The organism is Brevibacillus sp. BC25, assembly GCF_000282075.1.
Taxonomy (GTDB): domain Bacteria; phylum Bacillota; class Bacilli; order Brevibacillales; family Brevibacillaceae; genus Brevibacillus.
This window is the reverse complement of the sequence record NZ_AKIX01000045.1, coordinates 13,788-34,332: the sequence shown is the minus strand read 5'-3', so window position 1 is coordinate 34,332 and position 20,545 is coordinate 13,788. Positions and strand designations below refer to the sequence as shown.

Annotated in this window: 23 protein-coding genes and 1 pseudogene; 4 read left to right on the top strand and 20 right to left on the bottom strand. The window is 46.2% G+C overall.

All coding sequences use genetic code 11. The features are described from left to right. Window positions 1-84 precede the first annotated feature (84 nt). Window positions 85-654, bottom strand: coding sequence for an FAD-dependent oxidoreductase (locus tag PMI05_RS13645; protein ID WP_007722324.1), 570 nt, complete (start codon window positions 652-654; stop codon window positions 85-87). Between the two features lie 163 nt (window positions 655-817). On the opposite strand from PMI05_RS13645, the gene PMI05_RS13640 reads away from it, so the two are divergent. Then, a complete protein-coding gene (locus PMI05_RS13640) occupies window positions 818-1,351 on the top strand; it encodes a hypothetical protein (RefSeq protein ID WP_007722321.1) in 534 nt (177 codons plus the stop codon). Between the two features lie 61 nt (window positions 1,352-1,412). Here the strand turns inward: PMI05_RS13640 and PMI05_RS13635 are convergent, their stop codons facing one another. The 6 genes from PMI05_RS13635 to PMI05_RS13610 all read right to left on the bottom strand — a co-directional run bounded on the left by PMI05_RS13635 (window position 1,413) and on the right by PMI05_RS13610 (window position 7,007). Further along, window positions 1,413-1,943 (bottom strand): GNAT family N-acetyltransferase, encoded by a 531-nt coding sequence (locus PMI05_RS13635; protein ID WP_007722319.1) that lies wholly within the window; start codon window positions 1,941-1,943, stop codon window positions 1,413-1,415. Between the two features lie 401 nt (window positions 1,944-2,344). Then, a complete protein-coding gene (cyoD, locus tag PMI05_RS13630) occupies window positions 2,345-2,662 on the bottom strand; it encodes a cytochrome o ubiquinol oxidase subunit IV (RefSeq protein ID WP_007722316.1) in 318 nt (105 codons plus the stop codon). 1 nt (window position 2,663) lies between these two features. Then, window positions 2,664-3,266 (bottom strand): cytochrome o ubiquinol oxidase subunit III, encoded by a 603-nt coding sequence (gene cyoC / locus PMI05_RS13625; protein ID WP_007722311.1) that lies wholly within the window; start codon window positions 3,264-3,266, stop codon window positions 2,664-2,666. A gap of 2 nt (window positions 3,267-3,268) precedes the next feature. Beyond that, window positions 3,269-5,239 carry a cbb3-type cytochrome c oxidase subunit I gene (locus PMI05_RS13620; protein ID WP_007722307.1) on the bottom strand — a complete coding sequence of 657 codons (1,971 nt, stop codon included), beginning with the start codon at window positions 5,237-5,239 and terminating at the stop codon, window positions 3,269-3,271. Between the two features lie 23 nt (window positions 5,240-5,262). Beyond that, on the bottom strand, window positions 5,263-6,249 hold the full coding sequence (gene qoxA / locus PMI05_RS13615; RefSeq protein ID WP_007722306.1) for a cytochrome aa3 quinol oxidase subunit II: 987 nt from the start codon (window positions 6,247-6,249) through the stop codon (window positions 5,263-5,265). A 545-nt stretch (window positions 6,250-6,794) separates the two neighbouring features. Next, complete coding sequence (locus PMI05_RS13610) at window positions 6,795-7,007, bottom strand: hypothetical protein (protein WP_039960752.1); 213 nt, start codon at window positions 7,005-7,007, stop codon at window positions 6,795-6,797. A 266-nt stretch (window positions 7,008-7,273) separates the two neighbouring features. Between PMI05_RS13610 and PMI05_RS13605 the strand changes: the two genes are divergently transcribed. Both PMI05_RS13605 and PMI05_RS13600 read left to right on the top strand, forming a co-directional pair. Continuing rightward, window positions 7,274-8,902, top strand: a complete 1,629-nt coding sequence (locus PMI05_RS13605) for a sensor histidine kinase (RefSeq protein WP_007722302.1) — start codon at window positions 7,274-7,276, stop codon at window positions 8,900-8,902. Continuing rightward, window positions 8,895-9,614 (top strand): response regulator, encoded by a 720-nt coding sequence (locus PMI05_RS13600; RefSeq protein ID WP_007722300.1) that lies wholly within the window; start codon window positions 8,895-8,897, stop codon window positions 9,612-9,614. Before PMI05_RS13605 ends, PMI05_RS13600 begins: the two co-directional genes overlap by 8 nt. Window positions 9,615-9,642: 28 nt before the next feature. Here the strand turns inward: PMI05_RS13600 and PMI05_RS13595 are convergent, their stop codons facing one another. From PMI05_RS13595 to PMI05_RS13545, 11 genes are all read right to left on the bottom strand, one after another. Further along, complete coding sequence (locus PMI05_RS13595) at window positions 9,643-10,608, bottom strand: EamA family transporter (protein WP_007722297.1); 966 nt, start codon at window positions 10,606-10,608, stop codon at window positions 9,643-9,645. 19 nt (window positions 10,609-10,627) lie between these two features. Continuing rightward, window positions 10,628-11,080, bottom strand: coding sequence for an Lrp/AsnC family transcriptional regulator (locus PMI05_RS13590; RefSeq protein WP_007722295.1), 453 nt, complete (start codon window positions 11,078-11,080; stop codon window positions 10,628-10,630). A 234-nt stretch (window positions 11,081-11,314) separates the two neighbouring features. Next, window positions 11,315-12,097: a class I SAM-dependent methyltransferase gene (locus PMI05_RS13585; RefSeq protein ID WP_007722294.1), complete on the bottom strand. Its 783-nt coding sequence runs from the start codon at window positions 12,095-12,097 to the stop codon at window positions 11,315-11,317. Window positions 12,098-12,112: 15 nt separating this feature from the next. Further along, complete coding sequence (locus tag PMI05_RS13580; protein WP_007722292.1) at window positions 12,113-13,636, bottom strand: tripartite tricarboxylate transporter permease; 1,524 nt, start codon at window positions 13,634-13,636, stop codon at window positions 12,113-12,115. Window positions 13,637-13,648: 12 nt separating this feature from the next. Next, entirely contained in the window at window positions 13,649-14,110 is a 462-nt protein-coding gene (locus PMI05_RS13575; protein ID WP_007722290.1) for a tripartite tricarboxylate transporter TctB family protein, read from the bottom strand. Between the two features lie 81 nt (window positions 14,111-14,191). Next, on the bottom strand, window positions 14,192-15,226 hold the full coding sequence (locus PMI05_RS13570; RefSeq protein WP_007722289.1) for a tripartite tricarboxylate transporter substrate binding protein: 1,035 nt from the start codon (window positions 15,224-15,226) through the stop codon (window positions 14,192-14,194). A gap of 201 nt (window positions 15,227-15,427) precedes the next feature. Then, window positions 15,428-16,495 carry an AbrB family transcriptional regulator gene (locus PMI05_RS13565; RefSeq protein WP_007722288.1) on the bottom strand — a complete coding sequence of 356 codons (1,068 nt, stop codon included), beginning with the start codon at window positions 16,493-16,495 and terminating at the stop codon, window positions 15,428-15,430. A gap of 261 nt (window positions 16,496-16,756) precedes the next feature. Beyond that, complete coding sequence (locus PMI05_RS13560) at window positions 16,757-17,629, bottom strand: LysR family transcriptional regulator (RefSeq protein ID WP_007722287.1); 873 nt, start codon at window positions 17,627-17,629, stop codon at window positions 16,757-16,759. Between the two features lie 2 nt (window positions 17,630-17,631). After that, complete coding sequence (locus PMI05_RS13555) at window positions 17,632-18,333, bottom strand: TerC family protein (RefSeq protein WP_007722286.1); 702 nt, start codon at window positions 18,331-18,333, stop codon at window positions 17,632-17,634. Window positions 18,334-18,436: 103 nt separating this feature from the next. Beyond that, entirely contained in the window at window positions 18,437-18,733 is a 297-nt protein-coding gene (locus tag PMI05_RS13550; RefSeq protein ID WP_007722285.1) for a hypothetical protein, read from the bottom strand. A 37-nt stretch (window positions 18,734-18,770) separates the two neighbouring features. After that, entirely contained in the window at window positions 18,771-18,992 is a 222-nt protein-coding gene (locus PMI05_RS13545; protein WP_007722284.1) for a hypothetical protein, read from the bottom strand. Between the two features lie 169 nt (window positions 18,993-19,161). Here PMI05_RS13545 and PMI05_RS13540 point away from each other — a divergent pair, with 169 nt between their 5' ends. Next, entirely contained in the window at window positions 19,162-19,431 is a 270-nt protein-coding gene (locus PMI05_RS13540) for a hypothetical protein (protein ID WP_007722283.1), read from the top strand. A 62-nt stretch (window positions 19,432-19,493) separates the two neighbouring features. On the opposite strand, the gene PMI05_RS13535 is transcribed toward PMI05_RS13540, so the two are convergent. Next, window positions 19,494-19,835, bottom strand: coding sequence for a GRAM domain-containing protein (locus tag PMI05_RS13535; protein ID WP_039960755.1), 342 nt, complete (start codon window positions 19,833-19,835; stop codon window positions 19,494-19,496). 133 nt (window positions 19,836-19,968) lie between these two features. Then, a pseudogene (locus PMI05_RS13530) lies at window positions 19,969-20,506 on the bottom strand (GNAT family N-acetyltransferase). Window positions 20,507-20,545 lie beyond the last annotated feature (39 nt).

The window sequence follows — 20,545 nt, the reverse complement described above, 5'->3', positions numbered from 1 at the left end:
TTCATCGGTTAAACCTAGGGGTTTTTCCAATGTCTATTCTAAGGGGTGCACTTCAAAATGGTAAGAAGGTGTTTCAAACCTGATTTAGTTTGTTTTCAAAACATCGTGATCGACGTATCGCTCGCCATTCAGTTCGCTGATGACATTGATTGCAACCTTGGCGCCATCACCAGATGTAATGATCGTATGTACGCTTACTCCCGCGCACGTACCTGCTGCCCAAATTCCTTCGATGTTCGTCTTGCCTTGTGCATCGACATCGACAACAGTTTTGATCCGTGGCTCTGTACCTTCTTTGGTTTTTACCCCAATCGCTTCTGCCAAAGTCACGAGCGCTCCAGTTGCAAGAATCACATGCTTAGCCTCGAAGCTGCCTTTTTCCGCTGTCTCTACGAGTAAGCCTTGCTCTGTTTTGGTAATGTTGCTTACTTGGTCGGCTACCAGCTCCGCACCGAATTTCGCTGCTTGCTTTTTACCGATCTCAATGAGGTCTGGACCTGAGATTTCCATGATGCCGTAGTGATTTTCCATCCACGCGCGCTTGGTCATGCTTTTGTCATTATCAATCAGCAACGTCTTCTTACCTGCTTTTGCAGCAAACAACGCTGCACTTCCTCCTGCCGGGCCTGCTCCAATAATTACGATATCAAACAAAGAAATCTCTCCCTTCCAAAATAACTTTCATAACATATTTATATACTATGTATGCTAAATGTGGCAATATCTTTCACAAGTTTGTGCTGACGATAAGAAAATTATTTACTACCATTAGGTAAAGAGCATAATCGTTTCAGATAAAAAGAACTTGATCTAAGGAGTGAATCCTATCGAACTTCGAATAGGCTTTGTGATCGGAAAAAAATTGGACTTGGAAAGAATCGACGAGATTTTATACACCCATGAAGACAAACATGCTGCATCTTGTAAGGTAGTATTAGACTATATGGAGATGGACCCAGAGATTTTTTTAGATCGTTCTTTCTCTTCCACTTATCCAGTCCCAATTAACGATCCCGATCTCCTTGAAGCTGAACTTTCCCAGTTATATGATTTTGTATGGGTTGAAGTATTAGGGGGAATTGAGAGGCATGGTCACCCTTGCGTTTCGATCTCCAATACAGAATATGAAGGAAAGCTAATCCATACGTTAGACAAAAAAATGGTAATCTTTTTACGAGATATCATTAGTGAACATCAGGGGATACAACTGCTTGAGAAAATCTGCCATGTCCCAAAACCATTACAATGGCTCACTCTACCTAAAAAAGACGGAAAAACTCCACCCCCGGACTATATACTTGACGAGATGGAGCAATGGGTTCGCAAGTTGATTGCATACGAAGTAGATTAATAAATAGGGAAAGGGCTATTTCAAACGTCTTGTAAACGGACAATGAGATAGCTCTCTCCTTTTACGAAGGTCGTGTAATCCAGAATCGACGAATGACCAGTCCATCCTCGTCTGTACATTCCGACTCAAAGACGCCCCCGTTCTTCCGAATCGTTTTCTCCGATCCAACATTATCATAATCACAAATCACCAATACTTCGTTTATCCCCAGCTCACTCGTGATGTTTAAAGCTTGCGCTAAAATTTCTGTCGCATATCCTTTGCGTCTCTCGGAAGGCCTGATTCCATATCCGATGTGCCCGCTGTATTTTCGTAAACGCTCGTTGAGACGATGCCGAATATTCACCGCCCCCACTATGCGCCGTTCCTCATTCATGAGCCAATACGTCGAATGAGGAACATAGCCATCCGAAAGATTTTCCTCGCTGCTCTCACCCTCCAGAAATTCCAGATACGCAGGAAAATCATAAGGCTCTCGATCCACCACCCACGGTACGATAGGCTCTCCACTTTCTTTCCACTCTTCGTAGAAGGAAATATACTCTGCTTGAAGTTCTGCACAAGGCTTCATTACATACAGTTGCTCAGCCATCGTCTCGCTCCCCTTACATATTTTGGCGTAAAATTCTTTCTATTATAGCTACAAGGAGAGAGTGTTACCAGCTAAACAATTTTTCACCTTCTTGAATAACTTCCATTGGTTGACGAAATGCCGCGTAGGAAGAAGCGTATTTCCAGTCCAAGCGCCTCTGGAGCCCAACTCAGCTTCGGAAAAAATGGCGGGGAATTTCAGCTTCACCTATGGAATCCTTCATCGAAACTTCAACGTTTGAAGCGCTCCCGCCATTTTTTCCGAAGCGGACAGATAATCCCCCTTGCGGGGCGTAGGTTGAAGCGTAGACTGGAAATGCGCTTCTTCCCTCCACTAAAGCTACGTCAAAAACAAAAAACGCGGCACAAGCAACGAATCGCCTGTGCCACGCTCTTAACTGATTAATATTTGTTAAACAACATGATCCAGAGGGAACCTGCAATGATTGTAAATACAAACACAAGTCCGAGAATCAATGTCTGTACATTGTAGCGTGGTTTTTCTCCTTCGCGGATGTGCATGAAGAAGACCAACTGAACTACGAACTGCAAGAGCGCCATTACCAAGATCGTGATCATGGTCGCCGTTTTACTCAAAATCGGGTTCATGACCAGCACGAGTGGGATAATGGTCAGCACGATCGACAGGATAAAACCGATCACGTACTCTTTCATCGATCCGTGACTATGATGTCCGCCATGGTTTTGATGTTGTGCCACCTTACATCACCCCCATCAAGTAAACGACTGTGAAGAGGAAGATCCACACAACGTCAAGGAAGTGCCAGTACAAGCTCAGGTTGGTAATTTTGCGGCGAGTAACCGCGGTGATTCCACGACGCTTCAGCTGGAAGATCAACGCAGTCATCCAGAACAAACCAAGCGTTACGTGCAATCCGTGCGTACCAACCAGTGTGTAGAAAGCGGACCAGTAGCCGCTAGTACCCATAGTTGCACCTTCGCTGATCAAGTGCATAAACTCAGTGACTTCCAACACTACGAAAGACAGTCCCAAAAGACCAGTTACAGCCAGCCAAGCAATCAGCTGCTTGACATTGCCTTTGTTCATCGCCAGAACAGCGAGACCGCTGGTAAAGCTACTTGTCAACAAGATAAAGGTTGAAGCAATAACACCTGGCAGCTGGAACAATTCCTGTCCAGTTGGTCCGCCAGCAAAGCTATTCATCATTACCGCATATGTTGCAAACAATGTACCGAACAGCACGCAGTCCGTTACAACGAAAATCCAAAAACCAAGAACCTTTAATTGCTCATGCTCTTCATGATGGTCGTGGCCGTGACCATGGTCATGATGCTGCGCCATCGTTACACCACCCTCCCCAGTGAAGCCTCAGTGCGACGCACTTCCTCCACCGGTACGTAATAATCCGTGTCGTATTGGAAGGAGCGTGCCCACATGCATGCGAATACGCCAATGAATCCAATGACGGCCATCCAAACCCAACCAAATGTGAAACCAAAACCTACCAAGAACCAGAAGTTCGCCATGATAAACGGAATTCCAGAGTTCTTCGGCATATGAATCGGCTCCAGTTTCGCCGGTTGTTCTTTATAGGTACCATTTGCTTTTGCTTCTTTTGTTGCCCACCAGTCATCCATTTCTTTCACTTGTGGTACAACAGCAAAGTTGTAGAACGGTGCAGGTGACGGAATCGACCACTCCAGCGTACGACCATTCCATGGATCGCCTGTCGTGTCGCGCTCACCATGCTTGATGCTGTAAGCGATTTGCCATACTTGGAAGATGAAACCGATACCCATCATGAATGCCCCAACAGTGGATACCAAGTTCATGTCTGCCCAACCGCGATCCCAACCGTACGTATAGTAACGGCGAGTCATACCCATGAAACCAAGCGCGTATTGCGGCATAAAGCACACGTAGAAACCAATATTCCAGAACCAGAAGCCCCATTTGCCCAGCTTCTCGTCGAGCTTGAAGCCGAACAGTTTTGGCCACCAGTAGTAAATACCAGCCAAGTAACCGAATACTACCCCACCGATCAATACTTGGTGGAAGTGGGCAACCAAGAAGTAACTGTTGTGATACTGATAGTCTGCTGGAGCTACTGCCAGCATTACCCCAGTCGCTCCACCAATAACGAAGCACGGGATAAAGGCAATCGTCCACAGCATTGGTTGTTTAAAGGATATCCGACCACGGTACATTGTAAACAGCCAGTTAAAGACCTTAACCCCGGTCGGGATACCAACAATCATCGTTGATATCGCAAAGAAGGCGATAACACTTGCGCTCGTACCCATCGTGAAGAAGTGGTGAGCCCATGTAAAGAACGATACAACGGCAATGATCATCATCGCCCAAACCATTGATTTGTAACCGAAAATCTTTTTACGTGAGAACGTAGCCACGATTTCAGAGAAAATACCGAAAGCTGGTACTACTACGATATATACCTCAGGGTGACCCCACATCCAGATGAGGTTGAGGTACATCATCGGATTACCGCCGCCGTCCATCGTGAAGAAGTGAGCACCTGCAAAACGGTCAAGGAACAATAGTGCAAGTGTTACAGTCAAGATTGGGAAAGCGAAGATAATCATAATGCAGCTGGACAATACGGACCAGCTAAACAATGGCATTTTGGAAAGCTTCATGCCAGGTGCACGCATTTTGAGAATCGTTACGATAAAGTTAATCCCTGTCGCCAAACTACCGATACCGGAGATCTGAATCCCCCATATATAGAAGTTCTGACCTGGTCCAGGGCTGAATTCATTTTGTGACAATGGCGGGTAAGACAACCAACCAGCGTCCGGGGAGCCCCCGATTACGAACGAAATGTTGAACAGCATCGCACCGAGCATAAACAGCCAGAAGCTGAGTGCGTTCAAGAACGGATACGCTACATCTCGAGCACCGAGCTGAAGCGGTACTACCATGTTGAACAAGGCAAACATCATCGGCATCGCCATGAACAAAATCATGATCGTACCATGAGTCGTAAAGATGGCATTATAGTGATCCGAGTTAAGGAACTCTACGTTCGGGAATGCCAGTTGCAAACGCATCAGCAGGGCGTCAACCCCACCGCGGAACAGCATCAGAAGCGATGCGATCAAATACATAATACCAATACGCTTATGGTCAACTGTAGTCAACCATTCACGCCATAGCCAACCCCATTTTTTATACTTAGTCAGAACGAATACGATCGCAACCATGGATAGTACAATCGATACGTCCGCACCGTAAATCAGCGGGTCACCTGTTACAAAGAACGTGGATGCAAAATCCTTAATGTTCTCCCACACGTGGTATTCCTCCTCCCTCTCGCCTAGTGGTTCATACTGGAATGATTCATTCCAGGCATGTTGTGCGATTCAGTCTTTTGCTGCGTATTTTGCGAAGTCTCATTAGAAGACTTGTCACCTGCAGGCGCAGGAGGTTTCTCCATCACATAGTCCATATCGTGACCATGGCCATATTTGGCAACGATCTCTTCAAACATACCTTCTGGGAATGCAGAATACGTAAACTTATCTGTCACGCCAGGCTTGCGAAGTTCTTCATAATCTGCCTTCGTCATAGCTGGAGTCGTACCTTTTACTTCTTTGACCCAGTTATCGAACTCTTCTTTCGGTTTTGCCACTACATTAAACTGCATTTTGGCGAAGCCTTCACCAGAGAAGTTGGAGCTAAATCCAGCGAATGTACCTGGTTCATCTGCTTGCAGATACAGCTCGGTAGCCATTCCCGCCATCGCATAAATTTGTCCACCCAATTCTGGAACCCAGAAAGAGTTCATCGGTGCATCAGCAGATACCTGGAAGCGAATCGGTACGCCTGCTGGAATCTCCAGATGGTTAACCGTTGCAATATTTTGTTCTGGATACGTAAACATCCATTTCCAGTCCAATGCCGTAACCTGAATGGTCATAGGGGCAACTTCTTTATTCGGGCTCTCTTTTAACAAATAAATATCACGGACAGTAAAGTAACCCAGCAATGCAACGATAACGATAGGAATAATCCACCAAATTACCTCTAGGGTTGTACTGTGTGCCCACTCCGGCTTATAACTTGCTTTATTGCCCGGTGTATCCCGATAGCGGTATACAATGAAAGCGGTAAGCGCAATAACCGGAACGATAATGACAGCGACCAATATCGTGGAAATAATAATGAGATTGTACTGCGTTTCTGCTACAGGTCCTTTTGGATTCAAAACGAGGTATTCGCTACCACAGCCTGTCAGCAGAACGGTGCCCAACACTGCCAAGATCCAAAACTGGATATGCCTCAGCATTTTTCCTCCGCTCATTCTCCTAATCCCTCCTAGTCACAAACAACGAGCATGTAATACTTTGAGAGCGCAGTTCTTTTCAGGTGAACTTCGCCTCACATATGTCGATAGTGTAGTCACTCTCTATGGAGAGGTCTCGAACGAGGTTTTGGAAAACCTTCTTTTTTAACGTGCATTCACACTTTTCGAGAGTTCCTCACAATAGAGGTTTTTTAACACAAGTGAACTTCACTATTCGTCGCATATACATACTATCAGAGTCGGCGAGCTTTTGTACTCGTTTTTAACGACGTTCAATATTTCGTAGCTTTTCTGTTACAAAGTGTTCACATAGCATTCACGAGTTGATCATATTCTTGTTAGGATTCTCCTCTAATGAAGTCCGGCACCCATTTTTGGTCATCCCACCCAATCCTTAATGTCAAGGTTTCTTTTCACTTTTAATAAAAAAACCAAAAAAACGCCAGCGCATTTGGCTGACGGCAAAATTCCGTATAAATAAAAAAACCTCTCATTAATAATGAAGAAAATGAGAGGTTCTCTATAGGACTATTTTTATCTTGTCAGGCGTCAGTTCTTTTTAGTGTCATCAAGCGAAATACAGTGCTCATAATGAAGATATTCATACCAGCGATCAAAAATCCGATCGACACCATCAACGGCATGTTCTGCGATCTGAAATCGCTTGCAGTAAAAGCCATAATAACAGCACCGACAAATAATACTGTCCAAGCCATCCATCTTAATACATCCGCCGCTTTTCGATCGTTATTCATAACACAAAACCCCTATCATTATAGATTTTTTGCGTGACCGTTTTTGTTTGATGCTCTTATTGTAACATAATATTCACTTGTTGTTCATATTTTGTTCAATTTTTTATAAAAAATTTGTCAAAACTTTTTTCATAAACCTATTGGCTGTCGCATTGTTACATTTTTACTTTGTGTCACAAATGTGAAAGCGTTATTGTTATAATGAATAGAGTAAACGGTTTCATACATTCCTAACATCTTGAACTGTCATCGAAGGTGGTTTGCCCATGGTTCATACACCCAAAAAAGCCCGCATCAGCCTCTTGACCCAAATGGTTCTGCTCATTTCCATCGTTGTCCTGATCAGCATGGGAATAGGAACTGCCTTATTTTCCTTCATATTAGATGACATATTGGATCGATATATTGGACAGCAAGCCATGACGGTCGCCAAGCTATCTGCCATGGACGAACGCATCATTGCAGCTTTTGAAACGGATGACCCTTCCAAGACAATTCAACCAATAGCCGAAACCATTCGGATAGAAACGGGCGCCAGCTATGTGGTGATTGGAAACAAGGACGGTATTCGGTACTCTCACTACGACCCAAAGCAGATTGGATTACCGATGGGAACCAGCAATGACCCCGTCTTTTTAGAAAACCGCTCCGTCATTTATCGAGGGACAGGCATTTCAGGTCCGGCCATCAAAGCGAAAACACCGATCGTCAACAAGAAAGGCGAAACAATCGGTGTCTCCTCTGTCGGCTATGTCATGAGTGATGTAGAGAAAAAGGTCGCGGAATACAAGGAAAGAGTCGTTTCCTTATCCTTGGTGCTGTTGGTTATCGGAATTATTGGCGCTATTATCATTGCCAGACGAGTCAAGCGATTGATCTTTGGTCTGGAGCCAGAAGAAATCTCCTTTTTGTTTACGGAAAAAGCAGCTATTCTTGAATCGATTCGCGATGCTACGGTAGCAGTCGATATGCAAGGGCGTGTCGTCTCGATGAATAAACGCGCACGTTCCCTTCTCCAAGAGGATTTGACCGTAGGGAAATCGATCGCTAGCCCGCAATTGCGCGACATCATTCTTTCTGTCAATCGAAATACGCAAGAAATGAACTACAAAATTTTGCTGGGGCACGAAATTTTTATAACCGACTACTCTCCTATTTTGAGCAATAATGAAATTAGAGGCGTGGTCTTCACATTTCGTCCAGAGTCTGAAATCGAGCAGCTCACCGAAGAAATTACGAAGATCAGTTCCTTTTCGGACAATATGCGTGCACAAAATCACGAATATTTAAATCGTTTGAACACTATTTACGGTCTACTCAAGCTAAAGGAGTACGACAAAGCAATCGAACTCATCACCGATGAAGTAAAAGAACGGCAGGATATTCTCGCTTTCATTATGAGTTCAGTCAAAGAGCCCTTCATCGCAGCTTGTCTGCTAGGGAAAATCAATCGCTCCAAAGAACTGAAGGTATTACTCGAAATAGATCAGGACAGCTATTTGGGAGATGTACCTGACAGCATCGATACGAAGGTACTCGTCACTATTCTCGGTAATTTGATCGACAACGCGATGGAAGCTGCCCTCGAATATAAAGGCTCTGACGCAATGGTTCACGTATCCTTTACTGATTTAGGTGGCGATATCATTTTTGACATCGAAGACAATGGGCATGGGGTATCAAAAGAATTGGAGCCCCGCATCTTTGAAAGCGGTGTCACTACGAAATCAGGTGAAAATCGAGGACTCGGTTTGGCTATTGTAAAAAACGCCATCGAGCTATTAGAGGGGCAAATCTCACTCGGAAAAAGTGATCTTGGCGGAGCGCGTTTCACCGTCGTCGTCCCCAAGAAATGGGACAAAGCAAGTAGAGAGGAGGCAATCCATGATGTCTGAGAAACCCATTACCGTCATGATCGTGGAAGATGACGAAATTGCAGCTAGAATCTATGAACAATTCACAAGTAAACTGGAAGGATTCCAGATTATTGCCACGGCCACGACTGGAAAACAGGCATTGGAGATGCTTCACGTCGTTACGCCGGATGTTCTGCTCTTGGACATTTATTTGCCGGATATGAATGGGATTGACCTGTTGCGTGAAGTTCGGAAGCATTTTCGCGGGATCGATGTCGTCATGATCACAGCCGCAAACGATGTGGAAACCGTGAGAGAAGCGATACGTGGCGGGGCATACAGCTACATCATCAAGCCGATTATGATCGATAAATTCATGTCTACCTTGGAGCAATATGCAAATACGAGACGTCAGCTGCAGCAGCATACAACCATTGATCAAACAGCAGTGGACAAGCTGTTTACAAAAGCTGCACACACTCCTGCTACCAAAACGGTTGAGACTGTCACCACACTCCCGAAAGGCATCGACAAGCTGACGTTAAAGCTGATCAGGGACAAAATGCAGGAGACCACCCAAAGCATGAATGCCGATGATTTGGCTGCACTGGCTGGCATGAGCCATTCGACCGTACGCAGATACCTCGAATTTCTCGTCTCTATTAATGAAGTGACTGTCGAGACGTTCTATGGAACCGTCGGGCGTCCGGAACGAAAATACCGCTGGGTGCCGCAAAAAACGGCCAAATAATGCCTGATGGCAAAAAGAAGAGGAAGCTTCATTTATGACCCTGAAGCTTCCCTTTTTCTATTCTTGCTACCGGTTGTGTCGCACCTGGACTCTTTTCCCGAAACATCGTGATGATGGCAACGGATGCGATGATCATGACAGCAGCAATCAAGGTTTGGCTTGTCAATTGTTCATCAGCGATCAGCCAACCTAAAAATACTGCGACAATCGGGTTCACATAGGCGTACGTGGAGACCAGCGATGGCTCTGCATTTTTCAAAAGCCAAATGTACGCCGTGTAGGCGACAATGGAACCAAATCCAACTAAATAACCAAAGGCAATCCAGGAACGCAGAGAAATCTCCGATATATGCAGCTTCGTCCAATCGTCAAAAAACAGCGACGCGATCCCCAGCAAACTTCCTCCAATGATCATTTGTAAGGCCGTCGCCATCACAGGTGATGCTGGGAGCTTTGCATGGCGCGAATACAGCGATCCCACTGCCCAACAGATCGAGGCAAACAGGAGCGCCAAGATTCCGATGGTATCGATCCCTTGATTGTTTGTGCTCTCGGGATGGACAACCAGCACAGCGATCCCCGCCAAGCCAAACAAGATTCCTCCCATGACTCCAACTGTTGGCTTCTTTTTGCTGCCACCGATCCAGTTGAAGACGAGAATCCATAATGGAACCGTAGCGATCAGCAAGGACGCGATTGCTGACGGTACCTTGAGCTGTGCCCATGCGACTACACCGTTACCTCCGAGAAGCAGCAACGCCCCAACAACTCCGGCCCCTCTCCATTCTGCTACACTGGGCAGCTCTGCCCCTTTCCAACGCCCGATCAGGAACAGGATCGATCCCGCTAGAAAAAATCGCGCACCCGCCATAATAAAGGGTGGCATCGATTCAATGGCGATCTTCATTCCGAGATAAGTGCCTCCCCAAAACAGGTAGACCGCGAGCAACGCAATCGTAACGACAAATAATTTCGAATCTTTTTTTCCTGTCATTGTGTTTCCACCTTGGTTTTCAAATTTCTTTCCAACCATCCTCGTAGATCGTAGACAAGATGAAGGTCGTGGAGGTTTCCAGTATTTCGTCATACTGGACCATTTCATCGATCAGATTGGTGATATCCTCCGGTGCCATCGCACGTACTTTTAGCATCATACACCACTCTCCCGCGAGCCGCTGGCATTCGATGATGGTCACGTTCGGTACCTGAACGTTCACAATCTTTGCTGTGATTTCCTTGAAGTCCTGACATCTTGCTTTGACGAAGATCAATACCTTCAGCCTTTGCTCTAATTTTCTCCAGTCAATGATGCCACGGTATCCCTTGATAACGCCATTCTTTTCAAGCTTGGCAACCCGTTGGTGGACAGCCGGTCGCGAGATGTGCAGCAGCTTGCTGATTTCCTCATGAGATATCCTACCGTTTTCCTCGAGCAATTGAACAATTCTCAGGTCAACCTCATCCATCACATACCTCCTGTGGTTATAGTAGCATATTTTCCTTCATATAGACCATTTGTACTCTATATTGACCGAATTCAAACGAATAGTAAATACAGAGCAAGATATCCCAAAAAAATAATGCCAAAAACCGTCGTGAAAGCCCCCTTATCATTACGAATCGTTACTTAGGTACTCATAAAAATAGAACAAGCCCCCGCTTGATTATAAGCGGGGACCAGCTTAGAAGCATCGTCCTTATCATTCTGGTTTCTCAAACAACGCCATCCACTCATCGACTTGGATGGAAACGACTTGCTCTCCTTCTTTTCCTACAACAAAGTAGGCCTGGATTTCCTCATCGGCGCTTGTGATATGCGCGGTTACTTGCTCAACCTGCTCCTCAGTCTCAGTCGTACGTCTGACCCAAGTCGCATACGGGAACGTCTTTTTACGGATGCGCGAATGACTCTCCAACAGTCCCTCTTGCTCTATCCATGCTAACCATTCGGAGCGTGAGTAGCTTCGTACATGGCTGTGATCCCGAAGTTTTTCCAGTGTATTCACAAATCGATCGAGCTTTTCATCCTCTGCTGCGATATTGTCGATCAACACGAATTTTCCACCTGGCTTTAAGACACGGGCCACTTCTTTTACAAACGCCTCTGGGTTCGGAAAGTGATGGGCCGCAATTCTGCACCCGACTGCATCAAAGGATTCACTCAAAAACGGCAGTGTTTCCGCATCCGCAACCACATAAAAGACATTGCTAGTGTGAGATTTCAGATGGTTTCGCGCCGCTGCAAGCATCGGCTGTGTCAAATCAGTCGCAAAGACTTGACCGACATGTGGAGCAATTGCCTTGGTAAGATGACCGCCACCCGTTGCCACATCGAGGAACACCCAATCAGGCGAAGGATTTAACCATGGCTTCAGGAGAGCGAGATCCTCTCCCGTAGCGTGTGTCTGGCTGTTCACATACTTTTCGGCATTTGCACCGAACTGCTGTTTGACTTCCTCTTTGATCTTTTTGTCATCGCGCATGAGAATCGCCCCCCTCTATTCTTCGTTCACGATTACTTTCTTCCCTCTCATTTTCATGATCAAGGGAACGGTGATCCAGAGAACCGCAATGATGAGGAACACCAGCGATACTGGTTTTTCAATAAAGATAGAAAAATCACCATTGGACGTCGTCAGAGCGCGTCGCAAATTGTTTTCAATCATCGGACCCAACACCAAGCCAAGAACGAGTGGTGCCATCGGGAAATCGTTTTTCGCTAAAAAGTAACCCACAAGTCCACAGAGGAGCAGCAAGACCAGATCAAAAACGGAGACACGGACTGCGTATACACCAAACACGGAAATGGCAACGATCATCGGGATCAAATATTTAGGCGGCGTCTCAATCAGCTTCGCAAACACCTTTACGAGCGGCATATTGAGGATCAAGAGCATCACGTTTCCGATGAACATACTAGCGATCAAGCCCCAAGCAATGTCCGGATGATCTTCAAACAAGAGTGGGCCTGGCTGCACGTTGTACATAATCAACGCACCCATCAATACCGCTGTCGTCCCAGTACCCGGAATCCCCAAGGTCAGAAGTGGGATCATCGCCCCGCCAGATGCTGCGTTGTTCGCCGACTCTGGAGCCGCTACCCCAGCGATTGCTCCTTTTCCGAATTTTTCAGGCGTTTTACTGATTTTCTTTTCCAGCAAATAAGCGAGGAAGGAGGCCAGTGTAGCACCGGAACCAGGAACAATTCCTTTAAAGAATCCAACAAGTGATCCACGGAGAATCGGTCCAGCACTTTCCTTCAAGTCTTCCTTGGTCGGTATGATTCGGGAGATTTTGGCGATCTCTCCCTCATTCACATCACGTTCGAGGATCGTCTTGAACACTTCTCCAAGCGCAAATACCCCTACGGCGATCGTCAAAAATTCCAAACCGGAATAAAGCTCGGGCATATCAAAAGTAAAACGAGCCACGCCGGATACATTGTCCAGCCCAATTGTCGCGATCAATAAGCCAAAAACCGTCATCATCAATGCTTTGGTCACAGACTTGCCTGCCAGCCCACTCAGTGCACATAATCCCAAGATCATCAGCGAAAACTCATCTGCCGGACTGAGCTTGAGTGCTACTTCCGAGAGTGGCTCTGCCAAAAATACCAGACCGATAAGCGAGACAAGCCCTGCAAAAAACGAACCAATCGCAGCGATGGAGAGAGCGACTCCCGCTCTTCCTTGCTTAGCCATCGGGTATCCGTCCAGTACGGTAACGACAGAAGATGACTCACCAGGTGTATTCAACAAAATCGAAGTGGTAGAGCCACCGTACATCGCTCCGTAGTAAACCCCTGCCAGCAAAATAATGGCGCTGGTCGCCGCTGCTTCTGGCGGCAGTCCACTCGTCAACGAAGCTGTCACCGGAATCAACAAGGCCACGCCACTGATTGGCCCAATCCCTGGCAATACCCCGACTACTGTCCCGATCAAGACGCCGACAAAAGCAAAGATGATATTTTGCCATTGCAGGGCAGTGGCAAATCCGTTCAGCAAATAATCAATTGCACCCATTTCATCCACCTCCTACAAGCCTAACCATGTTGGTAAACCGGGCAAAGTGCCATCGAGAACTTCCACGTACAACAAGTAGACACCGAATGAAAACGCACCGGAAATGAGCACGCTGTTGAGCCATTTCCCTTTCTGCATCGTCTGAAATCCAACTAAAAGGAAAAGGAAGGTACTGATCACGTAGCCGATTTCCTCTAAGAGCAATACGTAGAATAAGGCCGCGACAAGAATGATGAGGAAGCGTTTGTAATCGAGCTTTTGCTTCTCTTTCTCGCCCTCTTGCTTGTATTTGAACGTCTCATAAAATAATCGCAGGCTGAGCAGGATCAGCAGACTTCCAAGTCCCATCGGAAAAACGTTTGGTCCGACATTGCTACCGTAAGCGCTCGCCGAGATGTTTTGGCTGCCGACCACAAATGCTACGCCCAACACGAGAAAAATCAGACTGGCGAAGCGGTCAAATGTTTTGCTCACGTACGTTCCCTCCTGTTCGTACCAGAATCCAGAATGAAGGAGGAGAAGAATCGCTCCTTCTCCATCCCCCATCAAACCTTTTTATTTCGCCATTCCGAGCAAGCCCAGGATTTCCTTGAACATTTTTTCTTGCTCACCCAGGTAGCTCTTGAAGTCTGCACCGTTTTTGTAGCCATCGTCCCAGCCGTTTGCTTCCAGCTCTGCTTTCCACTCAGGAGTCTCTGTCATCGCTTTCAATTTTTGCTCCCAGTAAGCAACAGCATCAGGCGTCATGTCTTTTGGTCCAAATACACCGCGCCAGTTGATCAGCTCCGTGTCATAACCGGATTCTTTGTACGTCGGGATGTCCTTGAACATACCTTTCAAGCGCTCAGGGGAAGAAACGCTCAAGATTCTTACTTTGCCGGATTTCAAGTATTCACCCGAACCGGATACATCTGTAGCCAGTACGTCAGCATTGCCACCCAAGAGAGATGCGATCGCTTCTCCGCCGCCATCGTAAGAAATGTATTTCACTGATTTTGGATCAATTCCCGCTTTTACAGCTGGCATCAAAAAGGTCAAGTGATCAAGTGAGCCAGGAGCAGAACCGCCTGCAACCGTTACTTTGGTTGGATCAGCTTTGATTGCATCCATTAACGATTTCAGATCCTTGTATGGAGAATCTGCTGCTACTACGATCGCGCCGTAATCTTTCGTCAATTGTGCCAACGGAGTCATATCGTTGTAGGAATGCGGGCTGTTTCCTTCTTTTTTCACATTGTTGATGACGATTGGTGTAGAGGGAAGCAGGAGCTTATAGTTGTTTTTCTTGTCCTGCGTCACGAAATCAGCCAAGCCTACTGCCTGTCCACCACCTGGCTTGTTTTCAACGGAGATCGTCTTGTCTACCAGCTTCGTTGCTGACATCACCTTTGCGAGGGAACGCGCTGTTTTATCCAAACCGCCGCCTGCCCCAGACGGAGCGATAACCGAGATAGGTTTCTCTGGGTAGGTAGAAGCTCCTCCAGAGGATGCTGTCTGCCCACCGCCGCCTCCACAGGCTGCGAGGCTAAGTGCCATTGCCGTTGTGAGGAGTACTCCGGTCCACTTTGTCCATTTATTTGATTTTTTCATCTTTATAACCCCCTCGATTGATAGCGTTTTCAAATAAGTTAAGGAGATCATAGCATCCGATGAAAACGCTTCCTAGTTTATTCAGATAATTTGGATAAAAACCATATTTATGATTATTTTCATTTTTTTCACGCCAAAAAGACCTGCCGCTCCGATCAGGGAACGTACAGGCCTTACCATAAATTCGACTTTACTACTGCGTCAGGCGCTGGTCTCTTTTGGCTGTTTGATCCTGCTGTGGCGGTTCGCCCACACACGAGCGCCGAAGGAAAACAGCGTAAGGACAAGGACCAAACGAAACAGATGAAACGCCGTCACCAAGAGCGGATCGGCTCCTGTCGCCAAGGCAGTCAAGCTCATCTCGGCGAGTCCACCTGGCACCGTAGCCAGAATCGCCGTCACGATATCAGTAGCCGTCACGTAAGAAATACCGATAGCAAGCGCAATCACCATGACGAACAAGAACAGAGAATGCATGAGACCGAACAGAAAGAATCGGCGGTTTTTGGCGATGTCCTCTCGTTTGAAGCCAAGACCGATGCTGACACCGATGAATATTTGTGCCCCTTGGACCAAGATGCTTGGCAAAGCAGGACTCTCTCCCACAAGCGATGTATTCATCGAAATCAAAGCGGTCACGAGCAAGGCACCTAGCAAGAACGGAGCGGGTATATAACAGCGTGACGCAATCAACGCTCCAATGACACCAGCCACAAGAATCATGACCGTCTGCCCAATCCCCAGCATGTGTTCTGTAGTAGCCGTCTGTATGGCAGCATGGGTAGGTAGAAATGTAACAAGATAAGGGGTACAAAGCACGACGCTGATCGCACGAATCGAGTGGAAAATCGTGATGACTTGCTGATTTCCCCCTGCGATTTGCCCCACCGACACCATTTCTGATAATCCGCCGGGAATATTGCTGAAGATCGCCGTTATTCCGTCTACTCGGCAGACCTTATAAAATATCCAAGCATTTACCAAACTGATCAAGATGGTCAAAATCGTGGTGATGAGCATCAAACCGATGTGCCCCGTCATCGTATCAACGATTTCAGGTGTCATTCGCAGACCAAGGGTGATCCCGATCACTGTCAATCCAGCTTGACGAAACCAACGGGGAATCCAAAGATTTTTGACCCCAAGCATATTACAGATAACTGTGGTGACTAGTGCTCCGAGCAGCCAAGGAAGTGGACTATGGATGGTAGCAAACAGCCAGCCTCCCAGTGATCCGATCAGCAATGTAAACAGAATGCGTAGCAGCATAAGCGTTCCCTCTCCTACTCTCCGACGTTGTATGAAGCTTCTAGGGTGGGGGTACACCTAGTGTAAAACAATTGTTCTCGCAGCAAAAATACAAAATGGTTATCGTTGGCGATTCCTTGAATGAATAACAAAACGGTCATGACCGTTTTGTTGACCGCAAGCGGTCTCATCTACATTTATGAAAAACGTCGAGACGTTTTTCACAGAAAAAAAACTGCCGGCTCCCATTCAGAGAGTTCCCAGCAGTTCCTTTTTCCTTGCTTAATCGAGAAATGTTATCTCACCCTGCTCCATGAAGCGTACAAATGCCTTGACCATTTGCAAGTCCATTGAGTCGGCATGATAAAACATCCAGGTACTTCGCTTGATCGGCTCCCCTTCTGCTGTAGTTAGCTCAATCATGTGCAGATCATCTTTGCCATTCAGCACGCCTCGTGGAAGGATCGCGTACCCCAAACCGTTTGCTACCATTTCACTGCATGTGTCCGCCTTGTCGACCTCCATGCCGATCAGCGGTGGTTGGGAAAATCGTTCGGTCCACCAGTTGTCCACTAACGCCCGCAGCATCGGATCGGTCTCATAATCGATTCGCGGTAGGGTGGGCAGGTCGTCGATATGAATGGGTTCCGTGGAAACGACATAGACCGATTCCTCGAATAGCAAGTGCTTTTGGTCGGACCAGTTGTAGCTTCCCCGGACGAAACCTACGTGCACGTCCTGATTATACACGGACTTGTAAACGTCTTTGCTCCATCCGGTCATCACCTTGTACTCGACGTTTGGATAGGCTTCCTTGAACTTTTTCAAGATGATCGGGAGCTTGTACCGTGCAAAATAGTTGGAAACCCCCAGACGGAGCGTACCATTGACCTCGTCTCCCATGTTCAAGACATGCTCCTTGATATTGCGTAGTCTGAGGAGCATTTCATCCGCACATTTTGCCAAATACTCGCCTTGAGGAGTGAAATGAACGCCTCTACTCCCCCGTTGCACGATCTGTACGCCAAATTCTTTTTCAATCTGCCGCAGCCGTTTGGTCAGAGCAGGCTGGGACAAATACAAGCTTTCGGCTGTTTTTGTGATGTTTTGTTCCTGGTACAAGGTTTGGAGAATGTACCAATCGCGATATTCCATAGCTATAGTGTCTCCGCATGATTATTTGTCACTTCTTTATTTAACACATTTTTCTCCTTCCTTTTCAAATAGTTTCCAATCACAATTACCAGAAGTGCCAATGCTACCGGCAAAATCATATGCAACGAAGGCATTACCCCCTCCAGGAAGCTGCCAACTGCTTTGTCTCCTACAATCATTTCACCTGCTGTATATCCGAGCAATGCCGCCCCCAATAATACGATGATGGGAAAACGGTTCATCAGCTTCATCAGCAACTGACTTCCCCAAATGATGAGCGGAATGCTGATAGCAAGACCGATGATGACCAAAACTAGGTTCCCGTTCGCTGCTCCAGCTACGGCAATGACATTGTCCAGACTCATAATCAGATCAGCAAAAATAATGGTTTTAAGTGCCTCAACAAAACTCGCTCCGCCACCAATGTGACTGTCCTCATCTTCACCTTTTAACAGCTTGACCGCAATCCAGATGAGCAAAAGCCCTCCGACGACTTGGACAAACGGGATATTCAACAGCCAGATGGCAATGAAGGTAAGGATGATCCGCAGTCCGATTGCACCAAAGCTCCCCCAAAAAGTGGCTTTCTTCTGCAGCTCTGGACTCAGGTTGCGACAGGCAAGTGCAATAACGACTGCATTGTCTCCGCTCAGGACCAGGTTGATCATAATGATTTGTAGTAAGCTAAGTAAGTAATCTGTCATGATGTCTCCCTCCAATATTGCTGATACTGACAATAATAGACCTATCTTTTCGCTAGTGCAGTATTATTTCTATTATTTGCATATATTTTTTTTGAAAGACAGGCTACTTCTTGTATCCATACACAGAATAATCCGCCCGTACTTTTCGAATCGCTAGCCAAACCGGCAATCCTCTGGCTACCCAGCGCAGGGCAGACATAATATTTTGTTCATTCTCAAACTGCTCGACAATGATGACGGTCTTTTCATTGATGTACGTCTGTAGCTCTTCCCACCCCATTGCCGAATAGCGGTCATTACCGTACGTTTTCAACGCCAAAAAGTCTTCGCGTTTTGGGTCCTTCAGCTGGAGGAGATGTTGAATGGCTCTCGCGCATTCGGGATGAATGGTATTATTCATGATGTCATGCCTCACTTTGGTACGGGATGGCTTTATGTTAAACGATTACAGCACGCTTCGCACGCAAATAAAAAAGGCCATCATCACTTTGGTAGGATAACGACCTTTTGTGTTTCTGTTGATTCAGTTTTTCTGCTCTTGTCTTCGTCGTCCGTTGTGTCATGTCTGCAAAAGCGAAAATGCTTCTGTTGAGCTCTGGGTTTCTTTTGCCTTCACGGGCCAGTTTTTCACGTTGCTTGCGTGCTGCGCTTTTTGCCATTGTCTTTCACTCCTTTTGGACGGCTTACTACGATGAATATCGTCCTTGATGTTATCATAGAACGCTTCCTGTGTTGTTGCAACGAAAATAGTAAAATCGCCTACAACTCTTGTCCATTCCTTTTTCTATCTCCTGAATAGGATAGATTGACAGGAGGTGTTGATACTCGATGAAAAAGAAAAGAATCACTGCGAGACGCGTGGAAAACCAAGTGTATTCCAATCGGGTTCTGCGCTCTGAATTTGATCGCAACTGGCGTACCGTAATCTCCAGAAGTGGTTACGTTATTTATATTGCAACAGCAAATCGAGCAAAAATAACTGTACTGCTTTCAAATGGATCTAGGAAATTGCTCATCTTCAGACAAGGTGGAAGAGTATTGGTTGGCGGTGGGGGTACCAGTCATTATAGCAAACCGCACATTGCAAAGGACTTGTAAAATATAGGAATCGCCCTGCACTGTATTGCTTGTGGCAGGGCGATTTTCATTGAACGGATAGCTTACCTCGTCTTAATGATCACCGTCATTTTTTGCTTCACTTTTGTATCCTGAATCATTCCGATAATCTCCGCTCGTTTCCATACAGCGAATTTATGCTCTTGCCCATTATGCATCTTGATTTTCATTCCGTTTGGGATCACGAACAGCGTGTTCCGCTTTTCAACTGCCGCAATATCATTCAAGTTTAATTCGAGAGGTTGTGTTTGAATATTGAGACTGTGTGGTTGAAAATAGAGTCTTTCACTCGTAATCGTTAACTTCCCACCTACTCCTTCCATTCCTCTGAATAGGTTTGCCGCTATATTCTCTTGCACGATCGATTCGTTTCGCCTGAGTTCCATTTCTTCCTTTTCCCCTCCGACATACGGTTCCGTTTTTTCTCGAATTGGTAGGCACTTTATTTTACCATAAAACCCATTCCTCACCAGCGCCGTCCAATTGGCAAAAACTTCTCTCCTTCCACCGCTCACTCCCTTATTCAAAAAAAGCACGGGAGTATTCAACAACACCCGAGACATGAACAAGGGCATTTTCTTGCAGCTCCAAAGCCATAAATACCTCATCCGGTACGTCGAAAGGTGCTTTTATTCTCCAGTGCGAAGCTTTTTGGAAGCCAAACTTCGGGTAATATTCGGGATGCCCGAGGACAACAACAGATTGGTATCCCAGTTCTTTGGCTTTTTGGAGGGCTTCGAGAATTAACTTCTTTCCTATTCCTTTGCTTTGGTAATCGGGCAAGACAGACACTGGGGCAAGTGCAAGTGACTCTATGCTCTGATTGTCATTGCAAAATGTATATTTTCGACAAAAGAATATGTCCCACGATTTATTGATTTTCTTCATCAATCGCGACTAGAGATAACGCGGGGATGAATGCATCAGATTTTCTGATGCGAGACACCAATTCATGTTCTTTGTGATCGCTGAACTCTGCATTCGCGAATGCACTTTTTACGACTTGTTCAGTAACAGAATAATCATCTACTTGTTCGATTCTGATCCTCATGTTCATCGTTCACATCTCCTCATTCCATATCGCTTGTGGTGCCCA